Source organism: Paenibacillus sp. P3E (assembly GCF_001909045.1).
Classification (GTDB): Bacteria; Bacillota; Bacilli; order Paenibacillales; family Paenibacillaceae; genus Paenibacillus_AQ; species Paenibacillus_AQ helianthi.
In genome coordinates this window covers 1-18,179 of sequence record NZ_LVWH01000214.1, presented here as the reverse complement: position 1 = coordinate 18,179, position 18,179 = coordinate 1, and the positions used below count along the sequence as shown (strand labels likewise).

The 18,179-nt window shown below is 48.3% G+C and carries 20 protein-coding genes and 1 other annotated feature; of the genes, 6 read left to right on the top strand and 14 right to left on the bottom strand.

From position 1 onward, the window contains the following. Window positions 1-320 precede the first annotated feature (320 nt). Window positions 321-917: an ANTAR domain-containing response regulator gene (locus tag A3842_RS27345; protein WP_074103403.1), complete on the top strand. Its 597-nt coding sequence runs from the start codon at window positions 321-323 to the stop codon at window positions 915-917. A gap of 5 nt (window positions 918-922) precedes the next feature. Further along, complete coding sequence (locus A3842_RS27340; RefSeq protein WP_074103402.1) at window positions 923-1,981, top strand: anthranilate phosphoribosyltransferase; 1,059 nt, start codon at window positions 923-925, stop codon at window positions 1,979-1,981. 78 nt (window positions 1,982-2,059) lie between these two features. On the opposite strand, the gene A3842_RS27335 is transcribed toward A3842_RS27340, so the two are convergent. From A3842_RS27335 to A3842_RS27310, 6 genes are all read right to left on the bottom strand, one after another. After that, window positions 2,060-2,554 (bottom strand): DMT family transporter, encoded by a 495-nt coding sequence (locus A3842_RS27335; protein ID WP_074083419.1) that lies wholly within the window; start codon window positions 2,552-2,554, stop codon window positions 2,060-2,062. A gap of 7 nt (window positions 2,555-2,561) precedes the next feature. Continuing rightward, window positions 2,562-3,308: a Crp/Fnr family transcriptional regulator gene (locus A3842_RS27330; RefSeq protein ID WP_074103401.1), complete on the bottom strand. Its 747-nt coding sequence runs from the start codon at window positions 3,306-3,308 to the stop codon at window positions 2,562-2,564. A 14-nt stretch (window positions 3,309-3,322) separates the two neighbouring features. Continuing rightward, window positions 3,323-3,748 (bottom strand): DMT family transporter, encoded by a 426-nt coding sequence (locus A3842_RS27325; RefSeq protein WP_074083421.1) that lies wholly within the window; start codon window positions 3,746-3,748, stop codon window positions 3,323-3,325. 197 nt (window positions 3,749-3,945) lie between these two features. Further along, window positions 3,946-4,347, bottom strand: a complete 402-nt coding sequence (locus A3842_RS27320; protein ID WP_074103400.1) for an NUDIX hydrolase — start codon at window positions 4,345-4,347, stop codon at window positions 3,946-3,948. Between the two features lie 35 nt (window positions 4,348-4,382). Next, entirely contained in the window at window positions 4,383-6,356 is a 1,974-nt protein-coding gene (locus tag A3842_RS27315) for an elongation factor G (protein WP_074103399.1), read from the bottom strand. Between the two features lie 9 nt (window positions 6,357-6,365). Next, window positions 6,366-7,349: an aldo/keto reductase gene (locus A3842_RS27310; RefSeq protein ID WP_074103398.1), complete on the bottom strand. Its 984-nt coding sequence runs from the start codon at window positions 7,347-7,349 to the stop codon at window positions 6,366-6,368. A gap of 262 nt (window positions 7,350-7,611) precedes the next feature. Here A3842_RS27310 and A3842_RS27305 point away from each other — a divergent pair, with 262 nt between their 5' ends. Then, the gene (locus tag A3842_RS27305) at window positions 7,612-7,815 is read left to right on the top strand and encodes a TOBE domain-containing protein (protein ID WP_074103397.1); all 204 of its coding nucleotides are present in this window, start codon (window positions 7,612-7,614) and stop codon (window positions 7,813-7,815) included. 95 nt (window positions 7,816-7,910) lie between these two features. On the opposite strand, the gene A3842_RS27300 is transcribed toward A3842_RS27305, so the two are convergent. Continuing rightward, window positions 7,911-9,053 carry a stalk domain-containing protein gene (locus tag A3842_RS27300; RefSeq protein WP_074103396.1) on the bottom strand — a complete coding sequence of 381 codons (1,143 nt, stop codon included), beginning with the start codon at window positions 9,051-9,053 and terminating at the stop codon, window positions 7,911-7,913. A 132-nt stretch (window positions 9,054-9,185) separates the two neighbouring features. Between A3842_RS27300 and A3842_RS27295 the strand changes: the two genes are divergently transcribed. Then, window positions 9,186-9,752: a GNAT family N-acetyltransferase gene (locus A3842_RS27295; protein ID WP_074103395.1), complete on the top strand. Its 567-nt coding sequence runs from the start codon at window positions 9,186-9,188 to the stop codon at window positions 9,750-9,752. Between the two features lie 12 nt (window positions 9,753-9,764). Here the strand turns inward: A3842_RS27295 and A3842_RS27290 are convergent, their stop codons facing one another. Beyond that, window positions 9,765-9,926, bottom strand: coding sequence for an ATP-binding protein (locus A3842_RS27290; protein ID WP_083609758.1), 162 nt, complete (start codon window positions 9,924-9,926; stop codon window positions 9,765-9,767). A gap of 70 nt (window positions 9,927-9,996) precedes the next feature. Here A3842_RS27290 and A3842_RS27285 point away from each other — a divergent pair, with 70 nt between their 5' ends. Together A3842_RS27285 and A3842_RS27280 are read left to right on the top strand one after the other, a co-directional pair. Then, window positions 9,997-11,103: a hypothetical protein gene (locus tag A3842_RS27285; protein WP_074103394.1), complete on the top strand. Its 1,107-nt coding sequence runs from the start codon at window positions 9,997-9,999 to the stop codon at window positions 11,101-11,103. 36 nt (window positions 11,104-11,139) lie between these two features. Beyond that, the gene (locus A3842_RS27280; RefSeq protein ID WP_074103393.1) at window positions 11,140-11,568 is read left to right on the top strand and encodes a GNAT family N-acetyltransferase; all 429 of its coding nucleotides are present in this window, start codon (window positions 11,140-11,142) and stop codon (window positions 11,566-11,568) included. Here A3842_RS27280 and A3842_RS27275 read toward each other — a convergent pair. The 6 genes from A3842_RS27275 to A3842_RS27250 form a co-directional block, all read right to left on the bottom strand. Next, the gene (locus A3842_RS27275; RefSeq protein ID WP_074103392.1) at window positions 11,558-12,733 is read right to left on the bottom strand and encodes an alanyl-tRNA editing protein; all 1,176 of its coding nucleotides are present in this window, start codon (window positions 12,731-12,733) and stop codon (window positions 11,558-11,560) included. The genes A3842_RS27280 and A3842_RS27275 overlap by 11 nt on opposite strands. A 33-nt stretch (window positions 12,734-12,766) precedes the next feature. After that, complete coding sequence (locus A3842_RS27270; protein ID WP_074103391.1) at window positions 12,767-13,531, bottom strand: TSUP family transporter; 765 nt, start codon at window positions 13,529-13,531, stop codon at window positions 12,767-12,769. A 179-nt stretch (window positions 13,532-13,710) separates the two neighbouring features. Beyond that, window positions 13,711-13,890 (bottom strand): hypothetical protein, encoded by a 180-nt coding sequence (locus tag A3842_RS27265; RefSeq protein ID WP_074103390.1) that lies wholly within the window; start codon window positions 13,888-13,890, stop codon window positions 13,711-13,713. 164 nt (window positions 13,891-14,054) lie between these two features. Continuing rightward, a complete protein-coding gene (locus A3842_RS27260; protein WP_074083433.1) occupies window positions 14,055-14,774 on the bottom strand; it encodes a YebC/PmpR family DNA-binding transcriptional regulator in 720 nt (239 codons plus the stop codon). Window positions 14,775-14,868: 94 nt separating this feature from the next. Beyond that, window positions 14,869-16,422 carry a lysine--tRNA ligase gene (gene lysS, locus A3842_RS27255; protein WP_074103389.1) on the bottom strand — a complete coding sequence of 518 codons (1,554 nt, stop codon included), beginning with the start codon at window positions 16,420-16,422 and terminating at the stop codon, window positions 14,869-14,871. Between the two features lie 65 nt (window positions 16,423-16,487). Further along, window positions 16,488-16,751: a binding site (T-box leader), on the bottom strand. A 65-nt stretch (window positions 16,752-16,816) separates the two neighbouring features. Next, window positions 16,817-18,139, bottom strand: coding sequence for a S8 family peptidase (locus A3842_RS27250; RefSeq protein WP_074083435.1), 1,323 nt, complete (start codon window positions 18,137-18,139; stop codon window positions 16,817-16,819). Window positions 18,140-18,179: the final 40 nt, after the last annotated feature.

Here is an 18,179-nt window from a genome sequence, read left to right as displayed (position 1 = left end):
TCCATGTGAGCAACAGAAAAAGCCCGCTTCACTCCGCACGGAAACATACATCTTCCGATTGCGAAAAGTGAAAGCAGGCGCCATTGCCGCTTCAAGCGAATACACCATTGTATTCGTAGACTTGATGAATTTGTTAAACCGACTATACTACAGGAGCTCCAATTACGTCAATATTGTTAACACATAAATTTTAAAATTTTAAATTTATCGACAAAACAAGCATTTCTGTGTTATATAATATTACATCATCTATGTTTCGTGGCTACGCTGCTGCTGATTCATCACAACCGGTGACTACGATATAAAAGGAGCGTCAAACTATGCATTCCCTGTTGATAATTCAGAATAACAAGACAGAGAACGTCACAGAAGAGCGTTCATCAATAGGCCCGGATACCCTGCTTCATTCCTGCGGCTATGTGGTCTCAGCGGCGGCTTCACCAGAAGAGGCGATGTTGATGATCCGAGATGCGGATGCCTCCATCCTCGATCTGCCGGTTACAGAGATCAACACCTGGAGAGCATCCCTGATGCAGTGCAAAACGGCTCCCATTCTATGGTGGTGCACCTCATCCACCTCAACCTTATCCGTCGCTGCCTGTGAAGATAACATTATGGTAGACGGAATCTTGTCCCCGTCCATGCAGCCTCAGGAAATCCATTGGATTCTTCATTTCAGCGCCAGACAATGCTTCGAGCGCCAGCAATGGCTGAAGGAGCGGGAGCAGCTTCTATCACGGATTGAAGAGCGCAAATGGATTGATATGGCCAAAGGCATCCTCTCCAAAGCCAAAAATATTAGTGAATCCGAAGCCTATGATCTTCTTCGCAAGCAGGCCATGAATGAACGCAAACGAATGGTTGATGTAGCGACTTCTATCGTCAAGGTATATCAGCTGCTGCAGGATCAAACTTAAGGAGAATCCATATGATTAATATTCTAAAAGAAGTCGCCCGGGGCAAACGGGGTGCCCGGGACTTAACCTACATTGAAGCGGAAGCCGCAGCGGAGTCGATTCTGAAACAGACGGCTTCTCCCGTCCAGATCGGTGCCTTTCTAATCGCAGAGCGCATCAAGCTGGAGAGCATTGAAGAGCTGGAGGCCTTTGTTACGGTCTGCCGGAAATATGCCCACCGTGAACCGGTTCAACAGGGATTGGATTGCGCAGGACCTTACGACGGCCGTATAAAATCCTTTGCCGCCACCTTCCCGACCTCTTTTGTCTTAGCTGCAGCCGGGCTTCCTGTCACGCTTCACGGTTCAGCTTCCTTACCGCCCAAATGGGGAATCACCCTGCAGGATATCATTCAAGAAACCGGGATTGAGGTCGGTGCGCTTAGCAAAGCTGAAGTGATTGAATCCGCCGGCAAGAGCGGTGTGCTGTTCGTGGATTCTGAAAAGTGGTGTCCACCCTTAGCAGACATTCGTAATCTCCGGGAGGATATTGGGATGCGTACTATTTTTAACACGGTAGAAAAGCTGATTGACTATTCCTGCTCGCCTTATATTGTATATGGAATTTATCACAACACAGTATTTGACCGTATATCCAGAATCATTATCAAACTTGGATACCGTAAAGGCTTGGTCGTACAAGGTGCGGAAGGGTCAGAGGATCTATACATCGACCGCGCTAACCGGGTATATACCGTTTCCGGCGGCACCGCGCAACTGGATATTATCGATCCGGAGTCGCTCGGCCTGGAAACGCCGGTGCCGGAAATGGACTGGACCCCCCGGCTGCAGCTGTTGACGGCGGAAGCGGTGCTCCAAGGCGGCGGCCACATCGCCTTTTACAATCAGGTGCTGCTTAATGCGGCAGTCCGGCTACATCTGGCCGAAAAGGTCAATTCCATTGAAGAAGGTGTCTACACCTGTAAGCATTTGCTGGATAACGGTGAGGCATGGGGAATATATCAGCAATGGAAACACTCGCTCCTGGGCAACAAGGCTCCGTCCGGGTCCGGCTTGTCCATATAAGAGCTAAAAAGCGCGCATCCGACCCTATACGGATACGCGCTTTTTGTTCGATGTTGATATCGCATGTTTTGTGAAATCTCACTTCAGATTCAAGGCCTGTTGCGGCTTGCCGGACGAAGGTTCGCTATCCGATTCACGCGTTTGGCCTAACTTGAACACCAGAATTCCCCCAACAATGACTAACACACCAATCAGCTTATTGAAAGAGAACGGCACCCTCTCCAAGCCTAGCCAACCTAGTGAATCCCACAGAAGCGCAAAGCCGAGCTGTGAAGTAAGCACGATGGAAATCGCATAAGTGGGTCCGAGCAGCCGGGTAGCCTGTACCAGACAGATGACCACGCCAACACCGATCATACCGCTGAACCAATACCAGGGCTGCATATGCTGCAGGGTGAACATGTTGGTGCCTTCCATAATCACTCCCATCAGCAGCGAAGCGATAAATCCCATGCCTAATACCAAAGTTGTAGTAGACCAGGAGCCGGTATGCTCATTTACTTTACTGTTAAAAATATTCTGCAGACTCACCAGCGAGCCGGCTATTAGCGCAAGCAGGATTCCTATTAACATTGTATACTCACTCCATTCCCTTTGTGTACGATACTTTCATCGATGTGACTCCATTCGGCTCATAGATGTTACGGCTCGCAAGTGCACTAAGTCCTGCCTTATCCTTCACCTGAATATGTCCGTTATTCCGTTCAATAAGACCATCCAGACAAAGCTTGTAAATGACCCGGTTCAGATGTCTGTAGCTTGTACCAATGAAATTGGCGGTATCTGTCAGGTTGATCGTATTCAGATGCCCCATAAAGTTGGGGTCGGATTCATCGTAGGAGATGGACAGCAAATAGCTGGCCAGCCGCACCTCTACCGGATGCATCAAATTGAGGCTTAGAAAATTGGATTTGCGGTAGAACTTCTGGGTGATAATCTCCAATAAAAAATGCAGCAGCGGCGGATGATCCTTACCGTATCTATTCAGCCAGCGGTACTCTATGCCAAGCATATGCACCGGAGACACGGCCTCTACCGTGTTGATCCATTCCGTGTTTTGAATATATTCCACATCGCCGATCAGCTCCAGCGGAGTTTTGAATGAAATGATCAGCGTTTTTCCTTCAGGCGTGGTAGTGTAAATTTTCAGCTTTCCTTTGACCAGAACATATAAATATTCGGAAGGGTCCCCTTTGGAGCAAATATGCTCCCCTTGTTCAAAGCTGTACAGATGCAAATGTTCCTTCAGCGGTTCGTTGAAAATAGATTCCAGGGATTGTGCCGCAATATATCCCTCAAGCTGCTCCGAATCCAGAATTTCTTTCATGGTCTGCACCGCCCTTAGAATTTCAAAATAACCACACCGGCAATCATCATACCGATCCCGATAAATTGCGGCAGCCGCATCTTTTGCTTCACCACACCAAACCACCCGTTAATATCAATCACAAAGGTCAGGCAGAGCTGGGCGATCAGCAGAGCAGAAATCGTCAGTGTAACGCCAATGCCTTGAATCGCTGTAACTTCACTGTAAATAACGAATGCGGCCAGTGCTCCGCCTATCAGATATAAAGGTTTGACCTGTTTGAAGCCCTGCTTCTTCGCATCCCGTACGAACAGCAGGATCATCAGCGCTATCAGGAATCCGGTGAACTGTGTTATTGTTGCGGCCTGCCAGGTGCCGATGTCCTGACTAATCCGCGCGTTAGCCACCCCTTGCAAGGTAATACAGGCCCCGCCGATAAATGCAAAAATAATCCCTTTCATAACTTCTCTCCTCTGTCTTCATCTCTGTCTTGATCTCTGTCTTCATTAAAAGACATATTCCCCATTTACGGTAGGACATATGTCCTGAACAGCTAATTTCGTACGTCAGGATTACTCTCCAAAACAATACAAAGCCCGCCTCAAGCCGAAAATGGCTCAAAACGGGCTGGAACAAACAGTTGGTAGCTGTAAAATTATTAGTCCAACAACTTCATCTCATGGAGCTGGTCAAAAATGATCCTGCTGACGGCCGATACCCGCTCCCGGTCTTCATAGGCAAGCCAGGCAAGCTCGGCAATCTCCGCGGCCGGAGACAATTCCCCGGTATAACCAGCAGTAAAACAGGTCATCTTCACCTGTATTCCCTCTGCTTTGCCATGAGCCGGAGCTTCATAAATTCCAAACTCTATCGCTGTGTCCGGAATGATATCGACAGACACCTCTTCCTTCACTTCCCGGATCAGCGTTTCTGCATCGGTTTCACCGGATTCTCTTTTTCCTCCGGGAAAATAATAAGTATCTTTACCCTGGGAGCGCGCCCCCAGCACTCGCCCTTCACGGATCAGAATCCAGGCAACCTTATCGATAATTTCACTCATAACCAAAGTATTCCTCCTCTGCTTGTCCCCGCAGTTCAGCTGACGGGCGGATAATCATTATGGATGTGCATATGCTCTTGTGCTTCCTCCCAAGGGACCGGGTAGGCCTGCCCTTTTGAACAAAATATAGAGGAGGATGGATACGCCGGATCGGCATCCTTATTGTAATTTTTGAGGGCAACCACAGTTATTGTCTGGTGGCAAGGCTGGTACTCGGTGACTTTTAGCGATAATGCACCTTTCCCTTGCGTCATGGAAGCCAGCCGTACTGCGTAATTCATGAAAGTGGCTACCGGCACCTTGCCTGTAATCACTGCTTTGCTTTCGGTCATCTCCGGTGAGGCAAAACTGCCGCTGGCCTGTTGTATATCCGTCATTACTTTACCCAGATGCCCGGGGTCTATGCTGATTTTGAAGTCATAGACCGGCTCCAGCAGGATATTCTCTGCCTGCTCCAGCCCCTGACGCAACGCCCTTAACGCCGCTTCCCTGAAATCTCCGCCATGGGTATGCTTGTTATGCGCTCTACCGCTAAGAAGGGTCATTCGCAGATCAGTGAGTGGAGAACCCGTAAGCAGACCGTGGTGTCCACTCTCCAGCAGAACCTGCCCGATTTGGTGCTGATATCCCACTGCCAGATCATCAGGATGACATTCGTTAATGAAGTTCAGTCCGCTGCCCCGTTCGCCAGGCTCAAGCTTTAGCAGAACCTCCGCATAGTGCTTCAGCGGTTCAAAATGTCCGCAGCCATAAACCGCTGAAGCAATCGTCTCCTTGTAGAGAATTTCTGGCGGTCCAAAAGCTACCGGGATCATGAACCGTTCGCTCATAATCTGTTCTAGAATCTCCAGCTGAATCTGACCCATCACCTGGATATGCAGCTCTTGAAGCGTCACATCCCAGCTCACATTCAGTGACGGGTCCTCTGCGCCCAGCAGCTGAAAGGCATTTAGAACTTCCTTCAAATGAACCGGAGGCTCGAACAGGACCTTAGACTTCAGCGTGGGAACCAGCTCACTGTCCCTTCTGTCCTGCAAAGAACCAACACCATCGCCCGGCTTCACCTTCGACAGTCCAATGACAGCAAACAGCTCTCCTGCTGCTGCCCAATCCACAGTAGTATATTTCAGGCCATTTACTCTGCGGATTCCGGTAATCCGCTCGGGTTCATCATCTTCAGCAGGCCCGTTGACCAGCTCTTCTCTGACTTTGAGCACGCCTTGCAGCGCTTTGATATAGGTAATGCGGGTCCCTTTGTCATCGTGGCGGATCTTATATACTCTTCCAGCAAAAGGCCCGATGGCATCATAATCGGTTACAGTCAGGTATTCCAGCTTATCCAGAAAAGAATCGATTCCGAGATCCAGCAAAGCAGAGCCCTGCATACAAGGGAATATCTTCCCTTCCCGGACCATGGACCTCATCGCTTCCTGCCAATCTGATTCACTCATGGACCCCTCGAAATAAGCATCCAGTATATGTTCATCGCGTTCAGCCAGGGAAACCTTCAGCTCTTCTGGCAATGCAGTATCTTCCCATTCCGGGAGCAGCAGCGCCCCATCGCTAAGCTGAGCGTGGATTTCTTCATACACACGCTGCGGATCAGCACCGGTGCGGTCGGTTTTATTGATAAAAAAGAAGGTTGGAATCCCATGCCTGCGCAGCAGCTGCCATACCGTTTCGGTGTGGCCTTCCACACCTTCAACAGCGCTAACTATAACTACAGCATAGTCGAGCACCTGCAGCGCACGTTCCATTTCCGGCGAGAAATCGACATGACCCGGCGTATCCAGCAGAAAGTACCGCGTGTCCCCTCGCACAAACTCCGCCTGGTCGGCAAACACCGTAATCCCGCGAGTCTTTTCAATCTCATGGGTATCCAAAAAAGTATCCTTATGATCTACTCTGCCACGGCTGCGGATGGCCTGAGTATGATAGAGCAGCTGCTCGGCAAACGTCGTTTTTCCGGCGTCGACATGCGCGAGCAGTCCAATGGTTACATTCTTCATAGAGTAGGGCTATACACCTCCACGGATATGCGGTGCAACTTCAGTCTTGTAAAAAGCGCTTAGCCGCTCCATTTCAATGTTGCTGAAGGCTGGAACCCCAGAAGCAGCCAGATTGTCCGTGACCTGGGCCTCATTCTTGAAGCCTGGAATTACACAGCTAACCGAAGGATGATCCAGAATCCAGCGCATTGCCGCTCTGGCCATGCTGCCGCGTCCTTCCACAATCCATTCAAGTTCCCGCGCCAGCTCGACACCTTTTGCGAATGGCAGTCCGGCAAAGGTTTCCCCCACATTGAACTGCTCGCCGTTGGCATTGAAATTCCGATGGTCATTCGCGGCAAAGGTGCTGTTCTCCTTAAACTTACCGGTCAACAGTCCGCTGGCCAGCGGCAGCCGCACCAGGATTCCGGCCCCTGCAGCTTCTGCGCGGGGCAGAAGCGTAAGTGCCGGCTGCTGGCGGAACAAATTGAAGATGATCTGCAACGCTTCCACACCAGGATACTCCAGACTAAGCAGTCCTTCTTCGATGGTCTCTACACTGACTCCGTAATGGCGGATTTTACCGTCTGCCTTCAGCTTGTCCAGCACCCTGAACACGCTTCCGTCCCGCAGGATCTCAATGGGCGGACAATGGATCTGGTACAGATCAATAGTCTCCCTATTCAGACGGCGCAGACTCTGCTCACAGTAATCGCTTACCTTCCGCTCTGAATAGGTTTCCGGGTCATGGATGTCACCCGCCCGGCAAAATTTAGTGGCGATATGGATCTCATCCTCTTTACCTTTGGTTGCCTTTGCGAGAAGCTCCTCGGCATGGCCGGAGCCATACACATCGGCAGTATCAAAGAAATTGACACCCTGTTCTATCGCCAGCTCAAGCCCCTTCAGACCATCCTCATCCCGGCTCACACCCCAATCCCCGCCAATGGCCCATGTGCCGAAGCTGACTTCACTTATAGATAGACCTGTTTTGCCCAGTTTACGGTAGTTCATATGATTTGCCTCCCGTTCTAATAGATTCTTGTTCTATTATACCGGATAATTCGCCACGGGTTCAAAACCTAGCATAGCCCAGCTCAATCATTGATTAACTCTCCTTCGAGATAATTGTTACATTCTGTAGAAATCATTGTCTACCGAATATATATCTAGTATTATCTAGGTATATTTAAATATAATTAGCTGAAAAGCATCCACGAAGCACACTATAAATCTTCATTTCGCAATTATTCCAACTGAAAGGAAGGTAAGGACTATGAAAATCAGCGCCAGAAACCAGTTCGAAGGCAAAGTACTCTCCATCGAAGAGGGCCAAGTCAATGCCAAAATCGTGGTCGACACAGGTGGTCAGAAGATTACTTCCATTATCTCCGTAGAAGCGCTGCGGGATTTGGACCTTAAGGAAGGCTCCAGTGTGACTGCTGTCATCAAAGCTTCCTCCGTATTGCTGATGGCTTAACCAGCAGAGAATTTCTATGACCAGCGAAAAGGACTCCAATCCAGGCTCAGTCTGGATTGGGGTCCTTTTTATGGCGAGCCGTTTTATCAAAAAAATTACTCTTTGTTTAGGGTATATACCACCGTCTTCACCTTACCGTTCGGAAGGGCTGCGTATGTGAAGGTCATTACATTCCCTTCGCGCTTTTTTAGAGCCAGCATTTTGGTTACCACATACGGGTCAGAGCCGTCTGCCGTATCCCAATCCTTGCGGTCCTCTGAGCTGATCAATTCCTCACTGAGATTCGTGAATTCACCAGAAAATGTATGGATGGCAAACAGCCCGGCATGCTTCAATTCACGAACGAGCAGCACATCTTTTGCCGCATATTCCACTGTGAAATCTCCTGTTCTTCCGCTGCCCTTCTCCAGCTCAAACAGCTTGCCGAAACTGCCATCGGTATTCATATACTGAACGTTCTTTCCGTCTGTCATATATAACTGTTCCGACGGGAGCTCAGCGGGATGCGGATAAGCGGGTATTCTGGTATGATAATCCATTTGCTTCACAATTTTTCCGTTCTGGATAAGAGCCTGATAGCCATTGCTGAAATCACTGAACATCGCGTAGTGCTTGTCGGTCAGCAGCAGCAGATCGCTCCCCTTCCCCGCACTCTTGATCTGAAGCCAGTGGGAATATGGCGATTCACCCAGTTGAAAGGTACCGATGGACTCCGGCTTGCCGTCAGATGATGATCTAAGGAAGATTTCTCCGCTCTTCTGGGATACCCAATAAGTCCTGCCTTGAATGGAAGCAGAAGTAAATCTCGGTTCATCTACGAGCATGATGTTGCCCGTGCTCTTATCGGTCCAGGTTTTGCCGCCCATGGCGCTTACCGCTGATACCAAGTGAACGTATAACTTGCCACCAAGAATATTCGGTGCCTCCGCAAGCATTAAAGGTATGCTGTTCGTAGACACTATTTTTGAATCTGCCTTAAGGATCACTTCACGCCCTGGACGTATCAATACAGCAGCCCTAGTCTTCTGATTCCAGGACAGCGCGTAGCCCATAGAACCGGCCAGTTCCTTTAATGGGACCCATGTTGCCCCCTTCACAATGATCTGACTGCTGCCCATTGTGGTACTTTTGTCATTTAATAGAATCCCGCTTTCCTTGGCTGCATGCACGGTCCCGGTGCTTAAGGCAAACACCAAGACTGCACCAATACAGCCCAATGACTGCTTCCATTTTTGCATTCGCATAGTCTCCTTATAATAATCCTACAAATTGGACGCGAATGACTGGAAAAAGTTGCAAAACCTTACGTAGGGGCTCTGATTTTACTACATGAGCTCCGCTCTGCTATGATCATCCTGGAGGTGACTGAAATGACACTTGAGTTCAAGACTTACAGGGAGTGGGATGACGCGCTGTGGGCAGCAATCGAGCCGCTCTACCGCGAAGCTTTTCCCCATGGAGCCAAACCGGTTAACATTCTGCATGCCATGCTGGACAAAAAAATCGCCTGGCTGCATGCCGGATACCAGAACGGGAAAATCACTGCGATGGCGGTTACAGGTCTTAGCGGTTCATCCGCTGAACGGATACTAATCATCGACTATATGGCCGTGGATACCCAGCTTCGCAGCCAAGGTCTGGGAAGACAATTTCTGGAGATGATCCGCGACTGGGCGGTGCAGGAGCATCACGTTCACGCGGTTCTAATTGAGGTGGAAGCTGGGAATACGGAAGACGATGCGGCGCGGGTCCATTTCTGGGAGCATTGCGGCTTCATTGCAACATCTTATGTGCACCAATATATCTGGATTCCCGAGCCTTACCGGGCCATGGTGCTGCCGCTGAGCCAGGATTTTGTCATTACCGGTGATGGACAAGCCCTATTCCGACATATTACCAATTTCCATATGAAATCCTTCCGTAAAAGCGGGGACTAGAATAGCAAGGACTTAGTAACGGAGCACCAGCACAAAGCGCATGCCACGACTTGTGGCTTCAGCATAAATATCACCGTCCATCTTTTGCAGCAGCTGTTTACAGATATACAGGCCCAGACCGTTCCCTTTCTTTCCTTCTGCATTCGAACCGCGCTGGAAGATTGAATTCGTCATCTGGTAGAATGACTAAGTGCAAGGCTTAGATCCGGTACATAGATGTCAAAATCCATGAGGAGGCTGAAGTATGCCGTTTGAAATTATCCCATTTCCTGAAGTCGTACCGAGTGCGGGCCAGCTTGTCGCTGTCCAGGCCTTAAAAGGAACCGGGGAAGGAGCAGTATCATTGCTTGCGCTGGATCGGAATAGTGATCTCTGGCGATTTGACTTGCACACAGGACACGCAAGAAAGCTGCTGCATGTCGATATACCTGATTTGAAATTAGAGGAACCTGTACAGATTGTAGTATCGGCAAATGAATGCTTCGCAGCAGTTTCGGGTAGATTCAGCCAGCACGCAGCGTTGTACGATCTCCAAGATTCCAAGCAGATCATGGCATTGTCCCGTGATCATTATCATTATGATGTTTGTACCTTCCCGCTTGCTTTTGCTGAACATGAGGGCAGGACACTGTTGATTCACGGCACGAAATGGAACCAGCTGGATTTGCTCGATGTCCTCTCAGGTGAGAATCTGTCTACACGTCAGTCAACGTTTTCCGCAGCAGAAAATGGAGAACAGCTCACGAAACACAATCTTGATTATTTTCACGGTAAAATCCATGTCTCCCCTCAAGGGGAGTGGATCGTCGATACTGGCTGGCACTGGCATCCTGTCGCATCCATACGCTCATGGAATCTTCAATCATGGCTGACGAACTGCTGGGAGTCAGAGGATGGAGCTACCTTACGGGTGCTCGGGGACTACATGGAAGATTGGGATCAGCCTGTAGTCTGGCTTAATTCGTCTACTATCGCAGTCTGGGGACAACTGGCAAGTGATATGTATGATGAAGAAGACACGAAGGATTACGGCGATAACGGTTACTCTCATTTTCTGGCTATATATGATGTGCAAACTGGAGAACGGACAAATCTGTTCATTCCAGTACCTGAATACCGGACCAAACCCTTGAGCGATGGGGAGCATTATTTTCCACATGGACAAATCGCTGCAGTATACGGGAAGATTGTAATGTGGGGACCGGAAAAGGGTTTGTCCGTTCTAAATCCTGATTCGGGTGAAATGGAGTTCACCGACAAGACATTATGTCCCTACTTCTACCATCCATATGCGGAGGTATTTCTTGAAATTAATGAATCCGGCCGTATATCGGGCAAGCGGCTAATCTGAGGTGACGATGACAATTGAACAGCGGAGGTGCTTCACATGCTAATCAGGACAGCGTTAATAAGCGATTCACATGAAATTTCCAGACTTTCGGGCGAGCTGGGATATGCAGCAGAAGCCTCCCAAATGGCTGAGAGGCTTCGTGATCTCACTGAACTGAGAGACAATATCGTATATGTAGCAGATTCAGGGAATCAACTGCTGGGTTGGATTCATGCCCAGGTCCGTGTTCTGGTCGAGGCCCCGCGATTTGTGGAAATAACCGGATTGGTGGTAGACAGTGCTCACCGGGGAGAGGGCATTGGCAGGCAGTTAATCGCACAGACTGAAGTTTGGGCAGCACAATCCGGGTTCACCAAACTCAGAGTGCGTACGAATCAAAAAAGGTCTGATGCGGTTCAATTCTATAACCGGCTTGGTTTTGTCCTTGTGAAATCGCAACATATTCTGGATAAGTCTATCGAATAGAGCCTTTTGTGAACTCATAAAATCCGAGTGCATGTGCCCAGTCCGGGAACCCGGCTTGGGCCATTTTATCGCTGCCGCCGCCTTTTCCCTGGAATTCGCCCAGATTGGCTTTAAAAAAGGTACCACAGGACCATTCTGTACTTCCGCTGCAAGCGAGCACGACTTTATTCTCCGCCGCCGTCAGCAGCAGCACGGGAAGTCCGGTATTTGCAGTCAGCTTCATGGCCAGACTCTGTAAATCCTTGAGGGTTTTATCCTCGAAGATGTGTGCGGCTACCCTTGCCTCAGACTCAAGTCCGGATAGGAGCTCTTGGGCCAAATAATGATCATTCTGTTCTTTGAGTGCACCCAGTTCGGCCTGCAGTTGCTTCTGCTCGGCTTCCCACTTCCCGATCCGGTCCAGGATTTCATCTTTGCCTGTATTGAATTTCGCAGAAAGCGCGCCAAGGATACGCTGATTCTCGTTAGCTTCGTCCAGCGCACGCCCTCCGCATTTGAACGTGACCCGGATATTGCCCTTCTGCTTCTCCGCTCTCAACAGCTTGATCAACCCAATCGCTCCGGTAGCAGATACGTGAGTCCCGCCGCAGGCGTTATGCTCCACTCCCTCAATCTCAACAATGCGGATATTCTCCGTAACCTTGGGCAGCTTCACCAGCGGCAGGTTAGCCATTTCCTCGGCGGTGACAAAATAGCTTACGATACGATGGTCAAGCGCAACCTGACGGTTAACTTCCTGCTCTGCCGCAGCCAGCTGATCCGCGGTTAGCTCCTGAAGCTCAATGTCGATAGTTGCGTAATCATTGCCCAGGTGAAAACTTAACGTATTCGCTTCGAACAGCTCAAGGAATACCGCTGATAGCAGATGCTGGCCGCTGTGCTGCTGCATATGGTCAAATCTGCGGTTCCAGTCTATCTGACAGCTCACTTGGCTTCCTTCTGGAACACGATCAACCTTGTGCAAGACCTCGTCCTCTTCAAGAATGACATCCAGCACGGGAATTCCGCCAATAGTTCCGGTATCACAAGGCTGCCCGCCTCCATGAGGATAGAAAGCTGTCTCCTCCAGAATCAGATATTGCCCGTCCTCGCGTTCTACCACTTTACTTATCGAGGTCTGCCATTCCTTCAAATAGGCCGACTCGTAATACAGCTTCTTAGTCATAGTCTAAGTTCCTTTCCGAATCGTCTTTAGGTATCAGTGCATCGTATCCCATATTTGCTTCCCGATCAAGATTAACGTAACCGTAATAAACAGCGGGCGTATATAACTGGCCCCCTTGCGGATAGCCAGCCTTGAACCGACTACAGCTCCGATGACAATCGGAATGCCCAGAAGCAGGCCATAATACAGGCTGACTGAGCCAAATGCGGCAAACGTCAGCAGACTTGCGATATTACTCGAGAAATTAAGCACTTTGGCATTGCCGGCGGCAGTCACAAATTCAAAGCCCAGCATGAGGAAGGCGAAGATCAGGAACGAACCGGCGCCCGGACCAAAGAATCCGTCATAAAATCCAATAACCAAGGCAATACCCATGCCGATAATCAGCGGTTTTTTGCTGTCTTGGGAGTACGTTGAGACGTCCCCCCAGGATTTTTTGAACAAAGTATAGACCGTAATGACGACCAGCATCACAATCACAAGCGGTTTCAGAAACGCTGAAGGTACCTGCCGGACCGTAAGCGAACCAGCCACTGCACCCGCGATAGAGAACGGAATCAGGAATTTGACCATTCCAAAATTAATCTTCCCGGAACGGACAAAAGACGCCGTACTCGTGAACGAGCATAAGGTCCCGGCTAATTTATTGCTGCCCAGCAGCATTGGGAGCGGGATCCCGGCAGCGAGCAGCGCTGGAATGGAGATCAGTCCTCCGCCGCCTACCACAGAATCAATCACTCCCGCCAAAAAACCGCAAATCACCAAAATCGAAATCATTGCTATACTGCCATGCTCCATAATGCAAAAAATGCCTCCTGCCAGGGGTAAGTGTCATACAAACAAACTCCAGCATACACAATTTCTCGGGTGTGTACCATAGTATTCTTTGATGAACTTTTGAAATTTTTCATTTATGAATACAAAAAAAGTGACAGGAACCCTCCCTGCCACTCTTGTCACCTTCAGACTGTACTAGCTCATTTGTACGTATTTTGTTCATTTTTCTTATAGGTAGTTTTGTCATCCCGCAGCGCTTCCTTGCGGATATCACTTTTCTTCTGTTCCATCTGCTGAGCTTCCTGACTGGTCACCGGAGCATTGTTCAATTCGTCTACCGTATTGATCAGATTCTTATCCGGTTTGGTGTGACTATCCATTGTATTGCCTCCTTTAAGTTGTTGGGTTGATGGGTCGCATCAGCTTATTGTGGCAAGATATGGAGCAGATTATGCACTGTGGCTGGAACCAGAGAATGTCCGCAAAAAAAACCGGATAAGCAGATTCACGATCTGCCTGTCCGGCTTTCTCACCTACAATCCTTCTATTCTTCCGAATCTACATTGTGGTAGACCTGCTGTACATCATCCAGTTCCTCCAAAGCGTCGATCAGTTTCTCGAACTGTGCTTCGGCATCCTCCGGAAGAGCAACATAGTTCTGCGGGAGCATGGTCAGCTCAGCGACAGTGAAATCGGTAATTCCGGCACCGCGGAAAACTTCTTGAACGGCATGGAACTGGTCAGGCTCGGCATAGACGATTACAGCCTCGTCCTCTTCCAGCACATCGCGCACATCCAGATCCGCTTCAATCAGCAGCTCCATCACTTCGTCAGCTGTTTTGCCTTCCAGGCCAATTACAGCTGTAGGCTCGAACATATAGGTTACCGAACCGCTGACACCCATGTTGCCTCCGTTTTTACTGAATGCGGAACGCACCAGCGGGGCAGTACGGTTAACGTTGTTAGTCAGCGCGTCGATAATGATCATCGAACCGCTGGGTCCAAATCCTTCATAACGTAGTTCTACGTAATTTTCGTCACCGCTGCCTTTGGCCTTGTCCAGCGCCCGGTCGATAATGGCCTTAGGCACGTTGTACGTTTTGGCGCGCTCAAGCACGACTTTCAATGCACGGTTCGATTCCGGGTCCGGTTCACCCTTCTTAGCCGCTACATAAATTTCTACACCAAACTTGGCGTATACCTTACTTGTATTGGCATCCTTGGATGCCTTCTTTTCTTTAATATTATTCCATTTACGACCCATATTCTTCCCGCTCACTTTCCAACATTAATTATAAACAGTCCAATATATTATACCTCCGCTCTGTGTATCCCGTAAAGGGCAGTCCCGGTGACGGCTAAAAATCCAGCAAAGCCAGCAACCTATCCAGCCCGACAGCCTGGATCAGCACAGGGATTCGCGGACCTGTCTCCTGGCCCAGCACCAGCTGATAGATTAGGGTGAACATACGTTTTTGATTGTTTTTCATCGTTTTTTTATCCTCGTTATAACAAATAGCGTAAATTTCTGTCATCATCTGCTCATCCTCCAACCCCCCAGTCCTCAGCAGCCCGCAAAAGGCTTCCAGCCATGCTAGCTCATGTGTCTCCAAGGTTTCGTACAAGGCAGTATCACGGCTGGAATTTACGGTAACCAGCTTTTGCGGCATCCAGTGCTTGATCCAATATTCCGCCCGCTCCGCTGTTTGCTTCAGCCTGTCCGCATCCACTACCTCTCCGTTCCGGGTCATAATCTCCTGTAGCAGATGTAGATCGAAATGAATCAGAGGCAGCAAGCCTGCAATGGGACCGAAGCTAGGTATTCTGTCATTCAACGGATGAATCAGCGAAAGCTCTACCGCCGAATCCATATCATCCGTGAGTGTACGGGAATCGTGAGCCTTCCGGTAACGTTCGAATTCCGTATAATTGCGCAGCACATCTTCGTCCATCCCGATATGAAACTCAGCGTCCGGCTGGTATTTGGCAAACAGAAACAGAATATTCTCCGGGGCATAGACCTTCAGCAGATCATCAGGCGTGTAGTTATTCCCGGACGAGCTGGACATTTTGGCAAAGCTGCCTTTGATTCTAATAAATTCGTAAGGCTCGTACATAGGCGGTTCATTCTCAAAAATCTTCTCCGAGATCACGGACGCTACATTGTAGCTGCCCGTTTCCGACGAATGGTCGCGGCCTCCAGGCTCGAACAGCACCTGCTCCAGATTCCAGCGCATCGGCCAGTCGATTTTCCATTGCAGCTTGATATTTTCCGCTTCCGCAACAGACATCGTACAGTGATGGCCGCATTTACAGCTGTAGGTCAAGAGTCCTTGCTCTTCATCAAAATAATGCACTGTAGTCGAGTCCTTGCCACAATCCCCGCAATACACACTTACAGGATAAAATGCGGCTCTCTCTGCTTCGCTGGCTTCTCCTGTTTTGAAGGACATCAGAATGTCATAGATTTCTCCTCTGCTGCGCAGCGCCTGAAGGATTCCCGGTGCATAACGGCGGGCTTGATATTCTTTGCTCTGATAGATAAATTCAGGCCTGATCCCAAAAGCGCTGAGCGCCTGTTCAAATTCCTGCTCAAAATGCTCCGCATAGGAAGTGTGACACCCGTATGGACAAGGAACCTGCGTATAGGGCCTGCCGATATACTGACCGAAACTTGGGTCCACATGAACCGGAACCTTACGGAAACGGTCAAAGTCATCCCATGAAAAAATAAACCGGACCTTTTTGCCCGCTTTTTCAAGAGCCTTACTTACAAAATAAGTCGTCACAATCTCCCGGAAGTTCCCGATATGGATGTGGCCTGACGGACTGATCCCTGATGCGCATACGAATGTCTGCTGCTCGGGGTGGCTTTCGATTAACCGTTTTGCAATTTTCTCTGACCAATGCATGAATAATCACCTCTACAATTATTGTAAAAAAAAACAAAAAAAGCCCTCATCCTCAAGATTGTCATCTTGAGGACGAGAGCTGTAATCAGCGCCGTGGTACCACCTCTGTTCGCGGACATGTCACCATGCACGCCTCTTCGGGTACGGCCATTACGCTTATACCCTATCTCTGTAACGGGAGAACCCGTCATAGCATCCTTAGGCGTGCTGCCCAATTCCGTATGAGGCTCGGAGACTTTTTTCGTTAGGCACACTGCTGCTCCGTTTCACCATTCCGAAGCTCTCTGTGAACTATGCCGCCTAAGTACTCTTCTCGTCATCGCTGAAGTGATATGCTGTTTCAATATATTCCACTATAGCAAAACTAGTTCAGAATGTCATTACCCTTATGCAGCTAACTTTGGAATGACATATTTCCTACACCCGCTAATTCTCTTTCAATTACATTGCCGTTCATTAAACTGTGGTTTAGAGCATTAAATGCATTTATTCTCTTACCAACAAATTTATCTGTTTGTATAGTATCACCACTATCTTGCAGTATCTCTTTAATTTGCCCAAATGTAAGATCCGGCTTTTTCGATAACAGTAAAGCCACCAAACCACTGACATGAGGTGCCGCCATTGAAGTACCATCCATTTTTAAGTAGTCATTACTACGGGCTTTAAGGGATAGAATTTGCACTCCCGGTGCTGCAACATCAACGGTATCATCATAATTTGAAAAATCAGCCCGCTGATCAGCAATATTTACTGCTCCAACAGATATTGTTTTGCTATAGTTAGCGGGTGAATAATACTTCGCTTCATCATTTGCATTACCTGCAGAGACAACAGCAATGGCCCCTTTTTCAAAAACATAATCTAATGCATCTTCGATTACAAAGTTTTCCTTAGTTCTTTCTATCGGTCCCCAACTATTATTAATGACCTTGGCACCATTATCGACTGCATATTTTAAAGCTCTTGCAATGATTTTACTGTTACTTCCACCCTTCGGGAAAACTCTTAAAGCCATTATTTTAACTTTAGGGGCTACACCGATAATTCCCATATCATTATTGCCAATAGCTGCTATGGTTCCTGCAACATGCGTACCGTGTAAATTTTGGTCTTGCGGGTCACTTTCTTCATCTGAGAAATCATAGCCAAAGTTCCCATTTACATCCTTCCACATATTCTCTTTAATATCAGGATGATTATAATCGACTCCTGAATCCACAACCGCAACCACAACATCTTCACCTTGACTAATCTCCCAAGCCTTTTCGCATTGAATATTTTTCAGGCCGTATAGTTCTTCATATCGCGTATCATTGGGTACGTCATGTAGTACATTAACTGTATCTAGTTCTGCTCTTTCAACACCATTATTTTTCCTTAATTTCTCCAAAAATTCTTCAACATCAATATTTTTATTTAGCTTAATTTCAAATGTTCTGTATAACTTTTTCTCAGTTTCGCTCATTTTTTTGTATTCATTTTCAAATGTTTTCTGATTGAGTGAATTATTATCAACAGATGCTCCTTCTATTATGCCGTTCTTCAGAAGAGGTTCAATACTGTGTACTCTCTGGATTTCAATCCCCTCAGGTATTTCAGAATGGCTAAGTGTAGAATTACCGCTTGATCTTATATTCACAGGAAGTACACTTTCTGGATTCACATTCTCCTTTAACGATATTAGGATAATTGTTTTATCGTTTTCTTTTGTCATGTCTTACCCTCCTAAATAAATTTTCGGTCTTATCATCTCC

Coding starts and splice junctions, on each gene's coding strand:
- A3842_RS27345 (WP_074103403.1), top strand. CDS start 321: ATGCATTCCCTGTTGATAATTCAGAATAACAAGACAGAGAACGTCACA.
- A3842_RS27335 (WP_074083419.1), bottom strand. CDS start 2,554: ATGTTAATAGGAATCCTGCTTGCGCTAATAGCCGGCTCGCTGGTGAGT.
- A3842_RS27330 (WP_074103401.1), bottom strand. CDS start 3,308: ATGAAAGAAATTCTGGATTCGGAGCAGCTTGAGGGATATATTGCGGCA.
- A3842_RS27325 (WP_074083421.1), bottom strand. CDS start 3,748: ATGAAAGGGATTATTTTTGCATTTATCGGCGGGGCCTGTATTACCTTG.
- A3842_RS27320 (WP_074103400.1), bottom strand. CDS start 4,347: ATGAGTGAAATTATCGATAAGGTTGCCTGGATTCTGATCCGTGAAGGG.
- A3842_RS27315 (WP_074103399.1), bottom strand. CDS start 6,356: ATGAAGAATGTAACCATTGGACTGCTCGCGCATGTCGACGCCGGAAAA.
- A3842_RS27310 (WP_074103398.1), bottom strand. CDS start 7,349: ATGAACTACCGTAAACTGGGCAAAACAGGTCTATCTATAAGTGAAGTC.
- A3842_RS27305 (WP_074103397.1), top strand. CDS start 7,612: ATGAAAATCAGCGCCAGAAACCAGTTCGAAGGCAAAGTACTCTCCATC.
- A3842_RS27300 (WP_074103396.1), bottom strand. CDS start 9,053: ATGCAAAAATGGAAGCAGTCATTGGGCTGTATTGGTGCAGTCTTGGTG.
- A3842_RS27295 (WP_074103395.1), top strand. CDS start 9,186: ATGACACTTGAGTTCAAGACTTACAGGGAGTGGGATGACGCGCTGTGG.
- A3842_RS27290 (WP_083609758.1), bottom strand. CDS start 9,926: ATGACGAATTCAATCTTCCAGCGCGGTTCGAATGCAGAAGGAAAGAAA.
- A3842_RS27285 (WP_074103394.1), top strand. CDS start 9,997: ATGCCGTTTGAAATTATCCCATTTCCTGAAGTCGTACCGAGTGCGGGC.
- A3842_RS27280 (WP_074103393.1), top strand. CDS start 11,140: ATGCTAATCAGGACAGCGTTAATAAGCGATTCACATGAAATTTCCAGA.
- A3842_RS27275 (WP_074103392.1), bottom strand. CDS start 12,733: ATGACTAAGAAGCTGTATTACGAGTCGGCCTATTTGAAGGAATGGCAG.
- A3842_RS27270 (WP_074103391.1), bottom strand. CDS start 13,531: ATGGAGCATGGCAGTATAGCAATGATTTCGATTTTGGTGATTTGCGGT.
- A3842_RS27265 (WP_074103390.1), bottom strand. CDS start 13,890: ATGGATAGTCACACCAAACCGGATAAGAATCTGATCAATACGGTAGAC.
- A3842_RS27260 (WP_074083433.1), bottom strand. CDS start 14,774: ATGGGTCGTAAATGGAATAATATTAAAGAAAAGAAGGCATCCAAGGAT.
- lysS (WP_074103389.1), bottom strand. CDS start 16,422: ATGCATTGGTCAGAGAAAATTGCAAAACGGTTAATCGAAAGCCACCCC.
- A3842_RS27250 (WP_074083435.1), bottom strand. CDS start 18,139: ATGACAAAAGAAAACGATAAAACAATTATCCTAATATCGTTAAAGGAG.